The following is a 17,485-nucleotide window of genomic DNA, read 5'->3' as shown; positions in this document are numbered from 1 at the left end:
GTGGAAAACACCGGCGTCAGGACGGCAGAGAGGAGTTACTCGATCCGGCCGACGTGAAGCGTATATGCACCCAGCGTCCCCTCGCGGTCGTGGTAGGCAACGGGTTCCTCGACCACCGCGGTAGCCCCGTCCTCGAGCGCGACCGCCGTCGGTGCACCCTCGAAGTCGAGACGGTCGCACGCACCGGTCTCGAGGTCGAACGTGTAGACCGCGTGCGTCTCCGGATCTCGGACGCGGAAGTGCTGGGCGCTGGGAACGACGAGTCGGGCACCGTCTGCGGCGAGTCCGTGGACGAACCCACCGACGTCGGCGTCCCAGCACGGCTCGCCGTCGGCGTCGACGACGATCAACTGGTGTTCGTTCGGGTGCAGGCCCTCGGTTTCCCGGCCCTCGAGCGCGTAGGTGTTTCCGGTGACGAACGCCACCCGGTCGTCGAGCGCGTGGACGTGGTTCGGGTAGGCGTACAGGATCTCCTCGTCGATTTTGGTCTCGACGGCGAGGTCGACGTGCCAGCGTTCGTCGCCGCGGGGGCCGAGCAGGTAGCCGCGCTTGTCGCCGTGGCTCGCCACCGCGAGCGTCTCGCCGACGTAGGAGACGTCCCCGACGCGGCGGTCGCCCTCGGTCCCCGGGTCCCACGTCCAGACGAGGTCGCCGGTGTCGGCCTCGAGGACGACGAGTCCGGTGTCGTGATCGCCCATACAGCGGTTGTAGCCGACGGCCAGTCGCTCGCCCGCTGGGTCGAGCTCGAGCGCGATCGGCGAGGCGTCGGTCTCGTAACGCCAGCGGACCGAGCCGTCGGGATCGAACGCGTAGACGGTGCTGTGCCAGCGACGGGTCTGCCCGTCGCGTTCGTACCGACGCGCCGCGGCGTAGAGACGCAGGTCCTCGTCGCCAGCCGACCCGGCCGACTCGAGTCCGACCACGTACGGCAGATAGAAGATCGACTCTCTCGTCGCCTCGCCGACGTCGGCGGCCGTGTCGAAGGTCCAGAGTCGATCCCCCATTTCGCCGTCGTAGGCAGCGATCGTTCCGCGGTCACCACGCCCCGCAACGACGATCGTATCGGTGCCACCCGGGCCAGTCCCCGGGAGCGTCGCGATCCCGACCGGACGGTCCGGGTGGGAAACCGTCCAGCGAGCCTCGAGCGAGTCCGCCTCGAGGGCCGTGACGGTGCCGTCCCACTGGCCGACGACGATGAGGTCGTCGTGGAGGGAGACACCGGATCGAGTCCAGGAGTGGCGGCTCCGGGCGGGATCGATCTCGCCGAGCGAGCGAGTGGCCAGATCCGCCGTCTCGGCCTCCGCGTCGCGGCTCGGGGGAACCTCGGTGTCAGCGCTGTCGGCCATGTTACTCCTCGATCGGGAACGTCTCGTGGAGCAGGTCGTGAGCCTCGCCCAGCCCCGCGAGGACGTCCTCGCCCTGATCGCGGAGCCGACCCACCGCTCGCTCGGCGTTGCGCACCTCGAGCAACCGACCCCGGTAGTAGCCGTAGGCGGGGTCGTCGGGGTCCATCGCGGCGATTTCTTCCTCGAGGTCGACGAGTGCCGCGTCGAGGTGGCGTTCGATCGCCGCGAACGACTCGGCGTTGGCGAGCGCTTCGATCGGCCCCTCGAGGTGACCTTCCAGGTCCTTCTCCGCGTGTTCGCGGGCGTGTCGGTCCTCGACGCCGAGGACGTTCATCAGTCCGAGTTTCAGTGCTTCGAGTTCGTAGCAGCTCATGTCTGTGTATCGGTAGTCGTGTGTCGTGGCAGTCAGGAGTCGATACTACAGCAACTGGTCGACGAGGTCGCTCACGATGCGGTCACGGTCGAGGTGGTCCGAGACGATCCGTCCGGCGTCGTCGGCATCGACGTCGCCGTACCAGACGCCGTCCGGGTAGACGGCGACCATCGGGCCGTCGCCACAGCGACCGAGACAGGAGGTCCGGGTGATCCGCGCGTCGGCGTGCTCGGAGTCACGGGCGGCCTGCCGGAGCCGCTCGAGCACCGCGGGTGAGCCCATGTCGGCGCAGGTCCGGTTCGTACAGACCGTCACGTGCTTGTCGGGCGCGTCGTGGGCGTGTGGCTCGTCGTCGACGTCCTCGCGGTCGGCGTGGGCCTCGTGGTGAGCCAGCGCCCGGAGCATCGCGCGAGCGCCGCCGACGTCCTCCTCGTAGCCCTCGAGGTCGACCTTGTACTTGCAGGTGTCACAGGACATCTCGACGCTCCCCGACCGGGCTTCCTGCCAGCGATCGGCGAAGACGTCGAGCAGCCGGGAGTCGGTCCCGAGCGGATCGCCGGCAAGCGCGTCGACGTAGGGGTAGTCGGCGTCGAACTCGGCGGTCCAGTCCCGCACCCGCTGGGTGAGGACGCCGTCGCCGAGCATGTACGGCAGGACGACGACCGCGTCCGGCCGGTGCTTGGCCAGCCCGTGGAGGGTATCCTCGAGTCGCGGTTCGGTGACTCCGACGAAGGCCGCGTCGACGCGGTCGAACGCACGTCCCTCGTAGAGCAGGCGCGCGAGTTTGTGGACGTCGCCGTTTGCGTCGGGATCGCTCGATCCCCGGCCACAGAGCACGACGGCGACGTCGTCGGTCGCGCGGTCGACGCCGAGTTGGGCCTCGACGGCCGCCGCCCGGTCGTCGAGCAGGTCGAGGATCGCCGGGTGGATCCCGAGGTGAGAGCCGACGTCGATCTCGAGGTCGTGAGTCGTGCGGGCGCGGTCGATCGCGATTGGGACGTCGTTTTTGACGTGGCTCGCGGCGAACAGCGAGCAGTGGACCGCGGTCACTCGCGAGACGACCGCCGCGAGTTCGGCGAGCGCGTCCTCGATCGACGGCTCGGCCAGTTCGAGGAAGGCCGCGTCGACCGGAATCCCCAGCCGGGACTCGAGGCCGGCGGCCAGTTCGCGGACCTGTTCGTTCGAGCGCTCGCGACGGGAGCCGTGGCCGATCAACAGGATGGCTTCCTCGTCGCCGATCGTCGGTGCGGTGTCGGTCTGGCTCATGGTGTGTCGTTTTGATTATCAGTCGTAGCCTGCCGCCTGCTCGAGGCTGGCCTCGAGCTTTCGGCGTCGACTCGGGGCGAAACAGCCGGTCTCCTCGCAGGTCTCGTACAGCCAGGTGCCGAACGCTGGTGCGGCGTCGTCCTCGACGCCGAACCAGTAGCCGCCAGACGAAGTCTCGGCGAGGTCGTCCGTCGGCGCGTCGACCGGGCAGTCGGCGATCAGAGCCCGACAGCGCTCGAGTAACTCGCGGTCGTCGTGGACGAACGAGATGCCCACGGTGCCACTCGAGGACTTGAAGCAGATCGTCCCACAGCCCTCGAGCAACCCCCGGAGCAGGTCCCGATCGTGTCGCGCGAACGCACCGAAACGGTAGCCACCGCGGCCGTCGACGGGGAGTGAGCGCGGACTCGATCGCCCGAGCAGGCCGTCGATCGAGAGCGTGTACTCGTCTTCGGTGCGCGTGATCGAGGCGTCGTGGGCGTACTCCCTGCTGACGGTGTCGTGAGCGACGTCGCCACCAGCGATCGCCGCGAGCACCTGTGCCGAGGCCTCGTCGTTCGTGACGACCTCGAGTCCCGTCGCAGAGACGTCGCCGCTGCCTGCGACGTGGCCCCAGAAGTACGCCGTCGCGGGGTGGCCCGCGAGCGGGTCCGGCGGGACCTCGAGGCTGGCCGGTGGGTCCGTCGGGTTGGCGCTCGATCCGTCGTCGCCCGACCCTGTGCCGCTCATTCGCCCACCTCCCGGACGACGATGGCGTCCGTCGGGCAGGCCGCGGCGGCCTGTCGGGCCTCGTCGATGCGGTCGTCGTCGAATGTCGCGACGACGCGTTCGTCGGTGTCGGTCACCGTCCCCTCGCAGTCGTAGACGGGGTCGGCGTCCGGATCGATCGTCGCGAGGCCGTCTTCGCCCTCGACGAAACGCGGATCGCGAGTCAGGCAGGCGAAGATGCCGTCGCAGGCGTCTTTTTCGACCGTGAGTTCGTACTGTGGCATGGTATGGGTCAGTAGTCGTACTTCGTCTCGTACCCGCGCGGGGTGACCATCCGGTCGTCCCAGACGTAGGTCTCCTCGTTCCCGACGACGATCGTCGTCGTCATGTCGACGATCTCACTCTCTCCCAGCTCCGGAAGTTCGGCGAGGTCGGTGATCATCACCTGTTCGTCCTCGCGGCCGGCGGCGTGGACGATGCCGACGGGCGTGTCGGGATCGCGGTGGGTCAACAGGATCTCACAGGCTTTCGCGAAGTTGTCCCGGCGCTTGCGACTCCACGGGTTGTAGATCGTGATGACGAAGCGCTCTTTGGCGACCGAATGCAGGCGCGACTCGATCTCGGGCATCGGCACGAGATGGTCCGACAGCGAGATCGAGACGGTGTCGTTCACCAGCGGCGCGCCCAGCCGAGCGCCACAGGACTGGGCGGCGGGGACGCCGGGGACCACCTCGAAGTCGACCATCGAGGCCGTCGCACCCTTCGACTCCAAGATCTCGAGTGCCAGTCCCGCGAGCGCGTAGACGTTCGGGTCGCCGCTGCCGACGATGGCGACGTCGTTGCCCGCGAGCGTGCGGTCGACGGACTCCTCAGTTCGTGAAACCTCGCCGCACATCGGTGTGTCGTAGATGTCGTCGGCCTGCTCGGTGATCTCGTCCGGAAGCAGTTCGACGTAGGTCGTGTAGCCGACGATGTGGTCGGCCGCGAGCAGGGCGTCTTTCGCCCGCTGGGTCATCCCCTCGGGGTGGCCGGGGCCGAGCCCGACGGCGGTCAGTTTGCCCGGGTCGGCGTCGAAGTCCTCGACCGTCGCGTCGATCTTCTCCTCGACGGACTCGCTCTTGCTGGAGGCGGAACTGGAACTCGAGGCCCCGCACGTCGAGTCCGAGTTCGAGGACGAGGAACTCGCCCCACATTTCGAGCCGGAGTCGTCACTGTCGCTCGAGGAGGCACCACATTTCGAGCCACTCGAGGTCGTCGATCCGGGGTCGTCGGTGCTCGAGGCACCACACTTGGAAGTCGATTCGTCGTCAGCGTCGGCGTCAGTGTCTGTGCTCATGGTCGATCAGAAATCCTCCACGTCACGCCCGCCGCGCGGGGTGACGAGGTACGTTCGGTCGTCGTTGCGCCAGGTTTTCGTCTCGTGAGTGCCGATGATCAGCGAGGTACCCATCCCCGAGACCCTGTCGTCGTGGTCGGCAGCCTCGCCGAGGGTCGTGATGAACTCACTCTCGCCGTTGCGGCCGGCGTCTTCGCGACCGGCGTCGTTGACGATCGCCACGAGGGCGTCGTCGGTACGCTCCTCGCGAACGATCTCGACTGCCTGCTCGTAGTTTCGCCAGCAGTTGTAGAGGACGATCACGAAGTCCGAGATGGCTGCGGCCCGCAGTTTCTCCTCGATTTCGTCCCAGCCGCGCCACTTGTCGGACAGCGAGATGGTACAGAAGTCGTTACACAGCGGCGCGCCGACGTTGGCCGCGCCGCCCAGTGCCGCCGTCAAGCCGGGGACGATCTCGATCGGCACGTCCGTCGCGTCCTCGCGCTCGGCCATCGTGAACAGGAGGTCCGACTTGCCGTAGACGGAGGGATCGCCGCCTGAGACGTGGGCGACGTCTTTGCCCTCGCGGACGTACTCGAACGCCGCGCGAGCGAGTTCGATCTGACGGCCCATCGTCGAGCGGACGATCTCCTGTTCGAAGCCGCTGGCACGCGTGGCGATGCCGTCGTCGTCGACAGTATCCTCCGGCGGGAGGGTGCCGTCCTCGCGCAAGAACGCCTGGTAGAGACTGGAGGCGATGACCACGTCCGCGGACTCGATCACCCGCTTTGCCTTCGCGGTCATGTGTTCGGGCAGGCCGGGGCCGATGCCGACCACGTAGAGAGTGCCGTAGTCGGCGGGCGTGCCGCCGGTCACGGCGTCGGTGTCCGTCTCCGGGGTACTCGCGTCGGAACTCATCGCCCGATCGCCACCGTCACTTCGTTCTCGTAGCCCAGTTTCTCGACGAGGAGTTCCTGCTCGCGGCCGCCCGCGATCGCGCTCGCCTCCGAGACGCCGGGCCAGCCGATCAGTTCCTTGGACTTCGAGGGCGTCGGCCCCTCGTGATCCAGCAGCGTCTCCCTGTCGAAGGTGACCACGCCGAGGTCGAGTTCCCGTGCGGCCTCGAGGAGTCCCTCCTCGTCGGCCTTCCGGGTTGCGGTCGCGACGAACTCGACGTCCGAGAATCCGTAGTCGGTTCGTTCGAGAGCCTCCTCCCAGGCGGCGAGGAACGCGTCTTTGCTCGCGCCGGAGACGCTCCCGGTCCCGATGACCACGCCGTCGTCACTGTTGCGCTTGAGGACGGTGACGTCGTCGCCGACGAGGACGGCCCGGGGGCCGTCGAGTCGGGCGACCGGCCCGAGGTCGTCGTCGAGGACGGCGAGGTTCGTCTGAACCGTCGAGTCGCCGTTGACGACGTGGGCGTCCATCGCCTTCGCGCGGGACTCGACGCCCTGCTTGCCCGCGGCCTCCGAGGCCGTGGTCATCGCCGGAATCGCGCCCATCGTGGCAAGGTCCTGTGCGACCTGGTTCGCGCCGTGGTGGCCACCCGTGATAGGAATCGCCCACGTCAACTCCTCGTCGATCACGACGATAGCGGGATCGTCCCACTTGTCCTCGAGCAGGTGGGCCGTCTTCCGCATCGCGATGCCCGAGGCCATCAGGCCGACGAAGCAGTCGTACTCGCCCCAGTACTCCTCGAAGACGTCACCGTGGTACTCGAGAATCTCGATCGACTCGTACCGGTCTGCGAGACCAGCTTTGATCTCTCGTGCCGTCTCGAGTTTGCGCTCGAAGGAGACGATGGCGATCTCTTCGGCTACCTCGCCGTCCGAATCGGGCGTCGAGCAGTGGCCCCCGTCGTCCGACTCAGCGCCTGCATCGGCGTCTCCATCCGCTCTTGATTCCGTGCCTGAACTCATCGGTTCCCTCCATGACGATTCGATCTGGCTCGCGTGCTCACGACGTGGACCATCTCGCTACTCCCTAATACAAGCTACGTTTCCCATATGCAATGCTAGTTTATTTTCGCGAGGAGATGATCAGGAGGCTACGAACGAAACGCAGACGCCGGCCGGTCGTGTCAGCAGGCCGGCCCCGAACGAACGAGGGAAACTGGACGCTGACGCCGAGGTGGTCGAAAAACGAGCAAACGAGCGTGAACCGGAGGCGTCGATCAGTCGATGTCCCGGGAGAGCCCGTCGCGCAGGTCCCGGCCGAAGTAGTAGCCGACGACCGAGGCGAGGAGGCCGACCCCGGCCCCGACGAGCAGGGGTGCGGAGAACGAGACGGCGATGGCGAACGTCAGGTCGGTCGTGAGCAACCCGGTGATTCCACCCGCGCTCGCGCCACCGGTGATGACTTCGAGATAGCGCCGCTTCGAGGTGACGAGCCCGGCGAGGAAGGCCATCCCGAACGCACCGACCAGTCCACCGAGGCCGGCAAAGGGGATCACGGCGTTGCCCACGAGCAGCCCGGAGCCGAGGAGGAGCATGAAGGCGAGAAACGCCTTCGGCGAGAACAGGTCCCCCGTCGAGACGGACGGGGCGATCCGGCCGAGTCTGGACCCCACACTCGTCGCGGACCCGTCGGCTCGTTCGGTCCCGACGTTCGTCTCGAGGTCGTCGACGCTGGCCGACCGGTGGGTGTCGGATTCCTCGAACGGGCTGGAGTCGACGTCGCTGGCGGACTCTGACGGCCCGGACGAGCCGCCGCCTCCCGAATCGGAGAGCAGCCGGTCTGTCTCCTCGAGGAGGTCGTCGGTCGAGCGGGGCTCGCGGGATTCGGTGAGCTCGTCCGAACGATCGCTCATGGACGTACCGACGCTCGCCTGAACCATGGATGTTTCCCACGGTCCCCGGGGCCGAACCAGTCGGCCCACCCATCACTGACGGCGCTGATCTACTGGTCGATCCTGAGCCACTCAGCGTGACACGTGTTTATCAGGATCGATCGCATACGTCGGGTAGTGAGTACGGAACTGGTCGCCATCGGATTCGGTACGATCGCCGTCGCGATCGCGTTACTCGTTGGCGCTCGCCACCTCTATCCCCGCCTCGAGCTACCGCCGGAGGCGCTCGGGACGATCCGATTGCTGACGGCGACCATCGCCGCGTTGCTCTTGCTCACGGGCATCGGACTCGTGGTCGTCGGCCTCGCTGGCTGATCGACTCCCCGGCTCACGCCGCGTGGTCCCACGTCGGCCGCCGCGGGGGAACCCCGGACCGAAAGCGTGCCTTCAAGTCGGCCGCCGCGTAACGCAGGCGTATGAATCCAGGCGATCGCGTTCGCGTCGATCGGGCCGACCGCACGTTCGAGGGTGTGGCCCTCCCCTCGAGCACCGACGACCACCTCGTGGTGAAACTCGAGGGCGGGTACAACGTCGGCGTCGACCGCGACGCAGCCGAGGTCGAAGTGCTCGCAGAGGACGTCTACGAGATCGACGGGCGGGATTCCGTCGGTTCGAACGGCGATGCAGACGACGACACCTCTGAAATCGCGTTCGACGACGACCTGCCGACGATCACGCTCGTCTCGACCGGCGGGACGATCGCCTCGACGGTCGACTACCGCACCGGTGCTGTCACCGCGCAGTTCGACGCCGAGGACGTCCTTCGGGCCGTCCCGGACCTCGCGGGCCGGGCCAACTACCGCGGGCGCGTCGTCGCGAACATCCTCTCGGAGAACATGGAACCGCCGCTCTGGCAGGAACTGGCCACGGTAGTCCACGAGGAAATCGAGGCCGGTGCCGACGGCGTCGTCGTCATGCACGGCACCGACACGATGCAGTACTCCGCGAGCGCGCTTTCGTTCATGCTCGAGACGCCCGTGCCGATCGTCTTCACCGGCAGCCAGCGCTCGGCAGACCGGCCCTCCTCGGACAACGTCATGAACGCCGTCTGTGCCGTCGAGGCCGCAAAGAGCGACTGCGCGGAGGTGCTCGTCTGCATGCACGGCTCCGAGTCCGACGACGTCTGCGCGCTCCACCGCGGTACCCGCGTCCGGAAGAACCACACCTCCCGCCGGGACGCCTTCGAGACCGTCGGTGCCGAGCCGCTGGGAACCGTCGACTACGAGACCGAGACGGTCGACTTCCGCCGGGGCTACCAGGAACGCGACGCTCGAGACCTCGCCCTCGCAAACGACCTCGAGGCAGACGTCGAGCTCCTGAAGTTCACCCCCGGGATGGACCCCGCGTTCCTCGACGTCGTCGAGGGCTCTGCCGGCCTGATCCTCGAGGGGACCGGCCTCGGCCACGTCCACACCGACCTCATCCCCCGACTCGAGGAACTCGTCGCGGACGGGACGACCGTGGTCATGACCAGCCAGTGTCTCGAGGGCCGCGTCTGCGACCGGGTCTACGACACGGGACGGGACCTGCTCGAGGCTGGCGTACTCGAGGCCGGCGATACCTTACCCGGCACCGCGAAGGTCAAACTCATGTGGGCACTCGAAAACAGCGACGACGTCGCGGAAGCCATGCAGACCTCCCTCGCCGGCGAGTTACAGGAGCGGTCGGTCCCCTGGGAGTAACGGACACGGTCTCCCGAGCGTATCCCGCGTTCTGCGTGCCAACGCAGCAGAACGGGGGAGTACAGTCGAGAGCGGACAGCGCGTTTTCGACGTCGGTCACTACTCGTCCGCCGACGGTGGCTCGAGTGGCACGCGATCGATCTCGATCGCGTCGAACGCCCGATCGCTCGAGAGTATCGCGTCGTCAGCGAGCGCCGCGTGGAACGCGTCGAAGGTAGTGAGTCCGTCGTCGATGTATGCCGACGCCTGAAACACCACGTCGGGATCGACGTCGCAGTCGACGAGTTCGAAGATGGCGAGAGCGGCCTGTTCCCGATCGAAACTGTACCGCTCTTCGATCAGAAAGAGTTCGATGAAGGTCGCGAGCGAGACGTCGATCTCACCGCGATACTGTTCGAGACGAGCCTCGGCTCGATCGGCGAGCCAGTCGTCGTCTTTCAGGATGGCGACCCAGAAGTCCGTGTCAGCGTACATGCTCGTCCGTCTGATCCCGCGCTTCCTCGAATCCAGCCTCTCGCAGATCTTCCATCGATGCCTCGGTAAATTCATCGCTCGAGGCTGCCCGGAGCGCCGAAACCGGATCGTCGGGAACGGGCAATAGTTTGACGCCGTCTCGGAGTTCGATCAGCCGATATCGTTCGCCGAAGCGCTCGCGGATCTCCTTGGGGATCGTAACGCGACCCCGCTCGTCCGTCGTGATCTCGGTCATGCCTATCGTTAGCTTCGGAATGGGTGAAGAAAAATCTGCTCCCCAGTTCAAATTCTTGGTGGGTGTAGAGAGGTGAATGGGGTGTTGCACGTCGGAGAATTTCGATCGACTGACCGACCCGTCACGGGTGACACTGAAGGCCATCGGGGACGATTTGGCGAGTAGCGGTTCCGCAGGGGATCGAGGCTATGCACATCCGTAGAGCGACACCTGACGATTACGAGGCCGTCGTCGAGATGACCAGCGACCTCTGGGCCGACCGTGGTGGCGACTACCTCCCGCGGATCTACCACGACTGGCTCGAGGACGGCCCCGGCGAGGGTAAGAAGACCTTCCTCGCGGAGATCGACGGCGAGGCGGCGGGCATCGTCCAGGCTGTCATGCTCTCGCCGGACGAAGCATGGTTCCAGAGCATGCGCGTCTCGAGCGGCCACCGCCGGCAGGGCGTCAGCCAGCGGTTGAACGAGGCGATATTCGCGTGGGCGCGCGAGCAGGGCGCGACCGTCGGCCGCGTGATGATCTTCTCGTGGAACACGGCCTCGTTCGCCGCCGCGCGGGCGAGCGGCCTCGAGCCCGTGACCGAATTCCGGTTCGCCCACCCCAGACCCGATTCCGACGCGACGGGACCGGACTCGCGGACGGTCTCGAACGACCCCACGGCGGCCTGGCGCTACTGGACGCACTCGGACGCCCGCGAGCACTTGCACGGGCTGGGACTCGATCCCGGGGAGTCGTGGGCCATGCGCGAACTCAGACCCGACGATTTCGAGCGATTCGCCGACGAAACGGCCCTCTTCGCCGTCGAGGGCGACGGACTGTCCGGGGTCGGGTACCGGACCCGGACGCTCGAGCGCGCGGTCGACGACACCGAGGACCCTTCGAGCGGCGATAGGCAGACGGAGACCATCGCCGAGTACGGCCTCGGCGCGTGGGCGGACGTCCAGTCGGCGCGAGCGCTGTTCGCCGCGATCTCGCGTGACGCCGCCGCGCTCGAGGCCGATCGAACGCGCGTGCTGGTCCCGGAGACGGCCCGGTTCGTCACCGACGCGGCTTACGCGGGGGCGGGTCTGGCCGACGAATCGGACTTCGTTCTGGCGGTGGAACTGACGGGGTGAGAGATGCGAGTGCGATCGACGACTGACGTCCCATCGAGCGCCCGCAGAAGTCGGCGTCTCGAAGCGTTACCCGCCGCTGACCGGCGGGAACAGCGCCAGTTCGTCACCTTCCTCGAGTTCCGTCTCGAGTCCTTCTTCCTCGACCAGGACGTTCGTCCCGTTCCGAAGGACGTTGATCTGCGAGCGCAACTCCTCGTCGTCGGTGAGGACGCGTGCTGCGAGGTCTGGGCGGTCCGCGACGAGTTGCTCGAGGGCGTCCCCCACCGTATCACCGGCGTCGGCGTCGACGGTGACGTGTTTGTCGCCCGCGCGTTCGGCGAGGTCGGCAAACAGGTTCCACTCGGTTGGCATACGTGGGCGTATCGGTGCCGCGGGCAAGTAGCTACCGTTTGGCAGGGCACCAGTGCACCGAGCGCCGACGATCCGAGCACGATCGCAGGCCGAACGGACGTGTCGACGGCTGTGATACCACCGCGGCGTGTCATCCGATCCGTCGACGGTCGCCATCGCCTGCCAGGGTGGCGGCAGTCACACGGCGTTCACTGCGGGCGTGCTCAGTCGGCTCCTTCGGGATTCCACCCTCGAGCGCGAGCGCGACGTCGAGATAACGGCCTTCAGCGGCACCTCCGGTGGCGCGGTCTGTGCGCTGCTCGCCTGGTACGGCCGCGAGCATCCCGCCCACGAACCCGACGACCTGCTGACCGACTACTGGAGCGAGCTGGCAGCCAGCGGCCCCCTCGATCGGACGGTAAATCGCACGGTCCGCGTCGCCAGCCGGCTCGAGCGCATGGGCGTCCCCCTCCTCGAGGTCAGCCCTTACCAGTCGCCGGCCGCCCTCTGGGGCCGCCGGGAATTTCTGAGGCTGCTCGAAGAGCACGTCGACTTCGACGTGATTCCCGACCTGCTCGACGGAGGCGAACCGGCGCTACTGATCAGTGCGATCGACGTGCTGACAGGCGAGTTCGAACTCTTCCGGGAGGACGACCTCTCACCCGAGGCGATCCTCGCGTCGGCGGCGATCCCGTACGCCTTCCAGGCCGTCGAGGTGGACGGGAGCTACTACTGGGACGGTCTGTTTTCGAAGAATCCACCGGTCAAGGACTTCGTGACGAACCGCGAGATCCCCGATGCGGACGAGATCTGGATCGTCAAGATCAACCCCGAACGACGTGAGCGGGTCCCGAAATCGGTCGACGGGATCGCCGACCGACGGAACGAACTCTCTGGGAACAAATCGCTCAACGCGGAAGTCAGCTTCGTCGAACACGTCAACGAGTGGATCGCGGCGGGCTACCTGCCCGAGAAATTCACCCACACCGAGGTCGAGCGCATCGCGCTGGACCGTCCCGATCTGGGCTGGCGAACGAAACTCGAGCGCAGCCCCGAGTTCGTCGAGAGGCTGTACGCCGACGGAGAAGCCGCTGCGGAGGAATTTCTCGACGAGCGGTGACCGACGTGGTTCGATCACACTGGTCGTCGCAGTCGGTTATCCGACGTTCGCACTCGGTGCCAGCGGCTCGATTACTCGGCAGGCATTCTTCGAGAACACCCGACGCAGGAGGTCCTCCGAGACGTCGAGCGTGAGGATCTCCATGACGGCGACGTCCGGGTGACAAGCGGGCGCTCCGCTGCCGAAGAGGACCCGATCGGGGTGCTCGAGCACCGCGCGCTCGAGCAGGTCGCGGTACCGGACGAAGCTCGTCTCGACGTAACAGTCGTCGAACACCTCGAGCAGGTCGATCATCTCGCTCATGTGGCCGCGGTCGAGCGGGTGACCGCCAAACTGGCCGACGATCACCGGAAACCCCCGACCGAGGAGTGTTTCGGCGAGGACGTCCGGCGGGGCGTCGACGCCGCCGCGGACGATAACCGGGAGCGACACGTCGGCGAGCACCTCGAGGACCTCCTCGTCGGGGTACTCGTCGACGGTCGGATCGAGGACGAAGCCGTGAAACCGGTCGTCGTAGGCGTATCGTTCGACGTCCTCGGGCGTCGTATGGTGGTCTTTGCGGCGGCTGACGGCGTTGTGCAGGCGGCCGGTCGCGTTCCGTTCCGGTCGGTGGGTTCCGTTGATCCGGGCGAACGCGACGAACGGCCGGTCGACGCTGTGACGAGCGACCCCGTTGTTCGGCGCGAGGTAGCTCGTCTCCGGTTTTGACGGTGGAAAGACGATCGATCGGGTGATCCCGGCCTGGTGCATCTCCCGCTCGAGCCGGTCGGCCGAAATCGGCAACCGCTGGGTGACCCCCGTCCCCCCGTCCGGCGTGAGTCGGGCGTAGACGTCCACCACGCGAAACCCGTGTTCGAGCTCCAGCATCCCACGGGAGTATTTCGAGTCGACCCATATTGTGCTACCGGCTCGAGGTGCGCGCTGGTGAGAGAACACCGTCCGATCGAATCGCCAGACGGAGCCCTGTCGGGAGAGTAACGTTTATATAGAAGTGCTGACGACATGGTTAGTGAGGATCCAACGATGGCACAACAGCGACGCATGGGCGGACAGCCCATGTTCATTCTGAGCGAGGATAGCCAGCGAACACAGGGCCGAGACGCCCAGTCGTCGAACATCATGGCCGGCAAGGCAGTCGCCGAGTCGGTACGGACGACACTCGGCCCCCGCGGGATGGACAAGATGCTCGTCGACTCGAGCGGCGAGGTCGTCATCACCAACGACGGGGCGACCATCCTGAACGAGATGGACATCGAGCACCCCGCCGCACAGATGATCGTCGAGGTCTCCGAATCCCAGGAGGAAGAAGTCGGCGACGGGACCACGACCGCGGCCGTGATCGCCGGTAACCTCCTCGCGGAAGCCGAGGACCTCGTCGATCAGGACGTTCACGCGACGACCGTCGTCGAAGGCTACCACGAGGCCGCCCGCATCGCCCAGGAGGCCATCGACGACGCCGTCCAGGAAGCCGACGTCGACGACGAGATCCTGAAACAGGTCGCCGAGTCGAGCATGACCGGCAAAGGTACCGGCGGCCTGACCGCCGCGGACCTCGCCGACACCGTCGTCGAGGCCATCCGTCACGTCGAAATCGATGGCGACGTCCTGCGCGACAACGTCGCCGTCCACACCCAGGTCGGTGCTTCCTCGAGCGCGACCGAACTCGTCTCGGGTATCGTTCTCGACGAGGACCCCGCCCACGACGAGATGCCCAGCGAGGTCGAAGACGCCTCGATCGCCATCCTCGACGTCGAACTCGAGGTCACCACGGGAGACGTCGACGCAGAGTACTCGATCGACTCGATCGATCAGCTCAACGCCGCTATCGACGCCGAAGAGCAGGAACTGCAGGGCTACGCCGACGCTATCGTCGACAGCGGCGTCGACGTCGTCTTCACGACCGACAGCATCGACGACCGCGTGAGCTCCGCACTCGCCAGCGAGGGCGTGTTGCTGTTCGACAACCTCGGGAACTCCGACGCCCGCGAAGTCGCTGGCGCGACCGGCGCCAAGCGGGTCGGTGCCCTCGAGGACCTCGAGGAGGACGACTTCGGTGCGGCCGACCGCGTCAGCAGCGAAAACTACGGCGACGACGACCTCGCGTTCGTCGAGGGCGGCGCCGCTGCAGAGACCGTCACGGTCTTCGTCCGCGGTGGCACCGAACACGTCGTCGACGAACTCGAGCGCGCCATCGGTGACGCACTCGACGTCGTCGCAGCGGCGCTCGACTCCGGCGAGGTCGTCCCCGGTGCCGGTGCCACGGAGATCGCCATCGCCGACCGGATCCGACAGGAGGCAGCAGGTATCGAGGGTCGGAAACAGCTGGCCGTCAACGCCTTCGCCGACGCGCTCGACGTCGTCCCGCGCACGCTCGCGGCTAACACCGGCCGCGATCCCATCGACGCGCTCGTGGACCTCCGTGCCGCCCACGAGTCCGAGGGTCGTGCGGGCCTGATCACCGACGGCGAGACCGTCACCATCGGCGATCCGTTCGACCACGGCGTCGTCGACCCGGCCGACGTCAAGCGCGAGGCCGTCGAGAGCGCGACCGAGGCCGCGACGATGATCGTCCGCATCGACGACGTCATCGCCGCCGAGTAACTCACGCACTCGAGTTTCGACTGCTTTTTCCGAGTTACGGTCGATCTACCCCCATCTCGACCCGCTCGCGTCGGGCGAATTGCCGATGCTATCGGCCAACAGTGTTAAGTGTTAACATGTAAAATTTCTCTGTATGTCCGGAACGGCCCCGACGGATCGGTATACGTCGATACCCGACGCAACCGGGCGGACCATCTACCACGACGAGCGGCGTGGTACCTACCACGTCTGGTGTGACGAGGGCGAGTACGACCCCGTCAGCACCGCCATCGTCGCCGCCGTCGCGGCGATTCGCGATGTCGAGCCGGAAACGCTCGAGCCGTTCGCGGACTCGGTCGATCCGGACGCACTGAACGCCCTCCACGGCCACTGGACACAGCGGGAGAGCGAATCCGCCGCCGGGACGATCACGTTCGCGTACGCCGGCTGTTCGGTCACCGTCCGGGCCGACGGCGAGGTGGTCGTCGATCCGGACCCCGACTCCCCAGACGAACGGAGCGAGTGATCGATTCTTCCGTCCGAGTACCGGCCCACAACTGCCGTATTACTCGAGTTCGACCCGGTCGCCAGCCTCGAGTCCAAAGGCCTCGTCACCCCGGCCCTGGTTGACGTCGAGTTCGACGTGGCCGTGGCTGCCGACGGTCGCGAGTCGCTCGCCGACGGGGACAGCAGCAAATGTCTCCCCGACGGGAACCGGCTCCCCGTTGGCGTCGACGATGGATCGTCCCTCGAGAACGGAGCCGGGAACGTTCGTGATGACGTTCCCGAAGTCGTCGACGACCAGCACCTCGCCTTCGGCGCGGTCGTCCGTGATCGTGGCCGTCGGCAACTCGCAGTCGACGACGTCGGCGGTTCGCGAGAGCCACGAGAGTGACTCGAGATCGTCCGGGCCGACGTCGTGGACGGCCGCGGCGACGGGTGCGAAGACGTCCCGGCCGTGGAAGGTGTTGCTTGCCGGAGCATCTGGGTTTCTATCGGTACTCTCACCGGCGTCCCCGCCCAGTGACGCCCGCGGCGTCTCGGAGATACCCGTCGGTTCGACGGACTCGAGTCCTGACTCGTCGACGACGTACGCCTGTCGATCAGGACCGTCGGCGAGCCGTCGGGCCACGGGCTGGAGAACGCCGTTGTCCGGACCGACGAGAAGATGCTCCCCTGCGCGGATCACGATCGCGTCGCGGTCGGTCCCGACGCCGGGGTCGACCACGACGAGGTGGGTCGCCGGCGGAAAGTACGGGAGAACCTCACGGAGCCAGAACGCGCCGGCGCGGACGTCCTGTCTGGGGAGGTCGTGAGCGACGTCGACGAGTCGAGCGTCGGTCCGCTGGCAGAGCACGCCCTTCATCGCCGCCGGGTACGGACTGCCGAAGTCGGTCGTGATCGTGATCATGGCCGAACCGGCGATCAGATGCCGTTCGTGTCCGTATCGCTGATCATCCGCATGCGCTCTAGGCCGTCGATCTCGTCGACGACCTCCACGACCGCCGGGGGGACGAGTGACTCCCAGTCGCCGTCGTCGACCATGCGATCGCGAATCTCAGAGCCCTCGAGGACGTCGCGGTTGAACATCGGCGACTGGCGGACCTCGATGCCCGCCTCGCGGAACAGCTGGATCACGAGCGGATTGTTCGAGTAGGCGACGTCGAAGTCGGGACTCATGCTCTCGACGTGGCTCACCCACACCGAGTTGCGTTCTAAGTCCTCGATGGGGACGGCGTAGGTGACGAGGTCGGTATCGACGAGCGACTTGGTGATCATCATGATGCGCTCGCCGGCGGTGAAGGGGTTCCGGACGGAGTGGGAGTCGTCTGCACTCCCGATGCCCAGTACGAGTTCGTCGACGTCTTCGGCGATCCGCTGGACCACGTTCAGGTGGCCGTTGTGAAACGGCTGGAAGCGCCCGATGTAGAACCCCCGGGTCATGACGAACAGTGCACGACCCGGCGGCTTAAGCGTGGCGAGATACGGTCGAGAGATGCTCGAGAGAGGGTTCAACAGGGCCCGCTCGAGTCGTTGCCCGAGTCGGCGTTCAGGCCGATGTGAAATCACAGCCATTGGACGCTGTCTCGCGT

At 66.7% G+C, this 17,485-nt stretch carries 21 protein-coding genes; 6 read left to right on the top strand and 15 right to left on the bottom strand.

Translation table 11 applies throughout. The features are described 5' to 3' along the window. Positions 1-35: 35 nt before the first annotated feature. The 9 genes from B1756_RS11725 to B1756_RS11685 all read right to left on the bottom strand — a co-directional run bounded on the left by B1756_RS11725 (position 36) and on the right by B1756_RS11685 (position 7,817). Positions 36-1,346, bottom strand: coding sequence for an outer membrane protein assembly factor BamB family protein (locus B1756_RS11725; RefSeq protein ID WP_086888705.1), 1,311 nt, complete (start codon positions 1,344-1,346; stop codon positions 36-38). 1 nt (position 1,347) lies between these two features. Beyond that, a complete protein-coding gene (locus B1756_RS11720; RefSeq protein ID WP_086888704.1) occupies positions 1,348-1,719 on the bottom strand; it encodes a DUF3209 family protein in 372 nt (123 codons plus the stop codon). Between the two features lie 45 nt (positions 1,720-1,764). Continuing rightward, positions 1,765-2,985, bottom strand: a complete 1,221-nt coding sequence (locus B1756_RS11715; protein WP_086888703.1) for a CbiX/SirB N-terminal domain-containing protein — start codon at positions 2,983-2,985, stop codon at positions 1,765-1,767. An 18-nt stretch (positions 2,986-3,003) separates the two neighbouring features. Beyond that, complete coding sequence (locus B1756_RS11710) at positions 3,004-3,714, bottom strand: cobalamin biosynthesis protein (RefSeq protein ID WP_086888702.1); 711 nt, start codon at positions 3,712-3,714, stop codon at positions 3,004-3,006. Then, complete coding sequence (locus tag B1756_RS11705; RefSeq protein ID WP_086888701.1) at positions 3,711-3,977, bottom strand: ferredoxin; 267 nt, start codon at positions 3,975-3,977, stop codon at positions 3,711-3,713. Before B1756_RS11705 ends, B1756_RS11710 begins: the two co-directional genes overlap by 4 nt. An 8-nt stretch (positions 3,978-3,985) precedes the next feature. Next, entirely contained in the window at positions 3,986-5,029 is a 1,044-nt protein-coding gene (gene cobJ / locus B1756_RS11700) for a precorrin-3B C(17)-methyltransferase (protein WP_086888700.1), read from the bottom strand. A gap of 6 nt (positions 5,030-5,035) precedes the next feature. Further along, the gene (locus B1756_RS11695) at positions 5,036-5,926 is read right to left on the bottom strand and encodes a precorrin-3B C(17)-methyltransferase (protein ID WP_086888699.1); all 891 of its coding nucleotides are present in this window, start codon (positions 5,924-5,926) and stop codon (positions 5,036-5,038) included. Beyond that, on the bottom strand, positions 5,923-6,927 hold the full coding sequence (gene cbiG, locus B1756_RS11690) for a cobalt-precorrin 5A hydrolase (protein WP_086888698.1): 1,005 nt from the start codon (positions 6,925-6,927) through the stop codon (positions 5,923-5,925). The genes B1756_RS11695 and cbiG overlap by 4 nt, the downstream gene beginning before the upstream one ends. A 254-nt stretch (positions 6,928-7,181) precedes the next feature. Beyond that, positions 7,182-7,817, bottom strand: a complete 636-nt coding sequence (locus B1756_RS11685) for a hypothetical protein (protein ID WP_086890162.1) — start codon at positions 7,815-7,817, stop codon at positions 7,182-7,184. 156 nt (positions 7,818-7,973) lie between these two features. Here B1756_RS11685 and B1756_RS11680 point away from each other — a divergent pair, with 156 nt between their 5' ends. Together B1756_RS11680 and gatD are read left to right on the top strand one after the other, a co-directional pair. Beyond that, positions 7,974-8,171, top strand: coding sequence for a hypothetical protein (locus tag B1756_RS11680; protein ID WP_086888697.1), 198 nt, complete (start codon positions 7,974-7,976; stop codon positions 8,169-8,171). 101 nt (positions 8,172-8,272) lie between these two features. Beyond that, positions 8,273-9,538 carry a Glu-tRNA(Gln) amidotransferase subunit GatD gene (gene gatD, locus B1756_RS11675; protein WP_086888696.1) on the top strand — a complete coding sequence of 422 codons (1,266 nt, stop codon included), beginning with the start codon at positions 8,273-8,275 and terminating at the stop codon, positions 9,536-9,538. A 99-nt stretch (positions 9,539-9,637) separates the two neighbouring features. Here the strand turns inward: gatD and B1756_RS11670 are convergent, their stop codons facing one another. Further along, positions 9,638-10,012, bottom strand: a complete 375-nt coding sequence (locus B1756_RS11670) for a PIN domain-containing protein (RefSeq protein ID WP_086888695.1) — start codon at positions 10,010-10,012, stop codon at positions 9,638-9,640. After that, on the bottom strand, positions 10,002-10,247 hold the full coding sequence (locus B1756_RS11665; protein ID WP_186336455.1) for an AbrB/MazE/SpoVT family DNA-binding domain-containing protein: 246 nt from the start codon (positions 10,245-10,247) through the stop codon (positions 10,002-10,004). Before B1756_RS11665 ends, B1756_RS11670 begins: the two co-directional genes overlap by 11 nt. A 188-nt stretch (positions 10,248-10,435) precedes the next feature. Between B1756_RS11665 and B1756_RS11660 the strand changes: the two genes are divergently transcribed. Then, a complete protein-coding gene (locus tag B1756_RS11660) occupies positions 10,436-11,362 on the top strand; it encodes a GNAT family N-acetyltransferase (protein ID WP_086888694.1) in 927 nt (308 codons plus the stop codon). 66 nt (positions 11,363-11,428) lie between these two features. Here B1756_RS11660 and B1756_RS11655 read toward each other — a convergent pair whose 3' ends face one another. After that, on the bottom strand, positions 11,429-11,713 hold the full coding sequence (locus B1756_RS11655; protein ID WP_086888693.1) for a ubiquitin-like small modifier protein 1: 285 nt from the start codon (positions 11,711-11,713) through the stop codon (positions 11,429-11,431). A gap of 127 nt (positions 11,714-11,840) precedes the next feature. Between B1756_RS11655 and B1756_RS11650 the strand changes: the two genes are divergently transcribed. Next, complete coding sequence (locus B1756_RS11650) at positions 11,841-12,812, top strand: patatin-like phospholipase family protein (RefSeq protein WP_086888692.1); 972 nt, start codon at positions 11,841-11,843, stop codon at positions 12,810-12,812. A gap of 36 nt (positions 12,813-12,848) precedes the next feature. Here B1756_RS11650 and B1756_RS11645 read toward each other — a convergent pair whose 3' ends face one another. Further along, positions 12,849-13,679, bottom strand: coding sequence for an amidohydrolase family protein (locus B1756_RS11645; protein ID WP_086888691.1), 831 nt, complete (start codon positions 13,677-13,679; stop codon positions 12,849-12,851). A gap of 189 nt (positions 13,680-13,868) precedes the next feature. Here B1756_RS11645 and thsA point away from each other — a divergent pair, with 189 nt between their 5' ends. Together thsA and B1756_RS11635 are read left to right on the top strand one after the other, a co-directional pair. Then, on the top strand, positions 13,869-15,413 hold the full coding sequence (thsA, locus tag B1756_RS11640; RefSeq protein ID WP_086888690.1) for a thermosome subunit alpha: 1,545 nt from the start codon (positions 13,869-13,871) through the stop codon (positions 15,411-15,413). 133 nt (positions 15,414-15,546) lie between these two features. Beyond that, complete coding sequence (locus tag B1756_RS11635; RefSeq protein WP_086888689.1) at positions 15,547-15,918, top strand: DdfA family disk-determining factor; 372 nt, start codon at positions 15,547-15,549, stop codon at positions 15,916-15,918. A 39-nt stretch (positions 15,919-15,957) separates the two neighbouring features. Here B1756_RS11635 and B1756_RS11630 read toward each other — a convergent pair whose 3' ends face one another. Together B1756_RS11630 and B1756_RS11625 are read right to left on the bottom strand one after the other, a co-directional pair. Further along, positions 15,958-16,803: an SAM hydrolase/SAM-dependent halogenase family protein gene (locus B1756_RS11630; RefSeq protein WP_086888688.1), complete on the bottom strand. Its 846-nt coding sequence runs from the start codon at positions 16,801-16,803 to the stop codon at positions 15,958-15,960. Between the two features lie 14 nt (positions 16,804-16,817). Further along, positions 16,818-17,336: a nicotinamide-nucleotide adenylyltransferase gene (locus B1756_RS11625; protein ID WP_086888687.1), complete on the bottom strand. Its 519-nt coding sequence runs from the start codon at positions 17,334-17,336 to the stop codon at positions 16,818-16,820. Between the last annotated feature and the right edge of the window lie 149 nt (positions 17,337-17,485).

Origin of the sequence: Natrarchaeobaculum aegyptiacum (assembly GCF_002156705.1) — an archaeon.
GTDB lineage: Archaea > Halobacteriota > Halobacteria > Halobacteriales > Natrialbaceae > Natrarchaeobaculum > Natrarchaeobaculum aegyptiacum.
This window is presented reverse-complemented; position numbering and strand designations above follow the sequence as displayed.

Coding starts and splice junctions, on each gene's coding strand:
- B1756_RS11725 (WP_086888705.1), bottom strand. CDS start 1,346: ATGGCCGACAGCGCTGACACCGAGGTTCCCCCGAGCCGCGACGCGGAG.
- B1756_RS11720 (WP_086888704.1), bottom strand. CDS start 1,719: ATGAGCTGCTACGAACTCGAAGCACTGAAACTCGGACTGATGAACGTC.
- B1756_RS11715 (WP_086888703.1), bottom strand. CDS start 2,985: ATGAGCCAGACCGACACCGCACCGACGATCGGCGACGAGGAAGCCATC.
- B1756_RS11710 (WP_086888702.1), bottom strand. CDS start 3,714: ATGAGCGGCACAGGGTCGGGCGACGACGGATCGAGCGCCAACCCGACG.
- B1756_RS11705 (WP_086888701.1), bottom strand. CDS start 3,977: ATGCCACAGTACGAACTCACGGTCGAAAAAGACGCCTGCGACGGCATC.
- cobJ (WP_086888700.1), bottom strand. CDS start 5,029: ATGAGCACAGACACTGACGCCGACGCTGACGACGAATCGACTTCCAAG.
- B1756_RS11695 (WP_086888699.1), bottom strand. CDS start 5,926: ATGAGTTCCGACGCGAGTACCCCGGAGACGGACACCGACGCCGTGACC.
- cbiG (WP_086888698.1), bottom strand. CDS start 6,927: ATGAGTTCAGGCACGGAATCAAGAGCGGATGGAGACGCCGATGCAGGC.
- B1756_RS11685 (WP_086890162.1), bottom strand. CDS start 7,817: ATGAGCGATCGTTCGGACGAGCTCACCGAATCCCGCGAGCCCCGCTCG.
- gatD (WP_086888696.1), top strand. CDS start 8,273: ATGAATCCAGGCGATCGCGTTCGCGTCGATCGGGCCGACCGCACGTTC.
- B1756_RS11670 (WP_086888695.1), bottom strand. CDS start 10,012: ATGTACGCTGACACGGACTTCTGGGTCGCCATCCTGAAAGACGACGAC.
- B1756_RS11665 (WP_186336455.1), bottom strand. CDS start 10,247: ATGACCGAGATCACGACGGACGAGCGGGGTCGCGTTACGATCCCCAAG.
- B1756_RS11660 (WP_086888694.1), top strand. CDS start 10,436: ATGCACATCCGTAGAGCGACACCTGACGATTACGAGGCCGTCGTCGAG.
- B1756_RS11655 (WP_086888693.1), bottom strand. CDS start 11,713: ATGCCAACCGAGTGGAACCTGTTTGCCGACCTCGCCGAACGCGCGGGC.
- B1756_RS11645 (WP_086888691.1), bottom strand. CDS start 13,679: ATGCTGGAGCTCGAACACGGGTTTCGCGTGGTGGACGTCTACGCCCGA.
- thsA (WP_086888690.1), top strand. CDS start 13,869: ATGTTCATTCTGAGCGAGGATAGCCAGCGAACACAGGGCCGAGACGCC.
- B1756_RS11635 (WP_086888689.1), top strand. CDS start 15,547: ATGTCCGGAACGGCCCCGACGGATCGGTATACGTCGATACCCGACGCA.
- B1756_RS11630 (WP_086888688.1), bottom strand. CDS start 16,803: ATGATCACGATCACGACCGACTTCGGCAGTCCGTACCCGGCGGCGATG.
- B1756_RS11625 (WP_086888687.1), bottom strand. CDS start 17,336: ATGACCCGGGGGTTCTACATCGGGCGCTTCCAGCCGTTTCACAACGGC.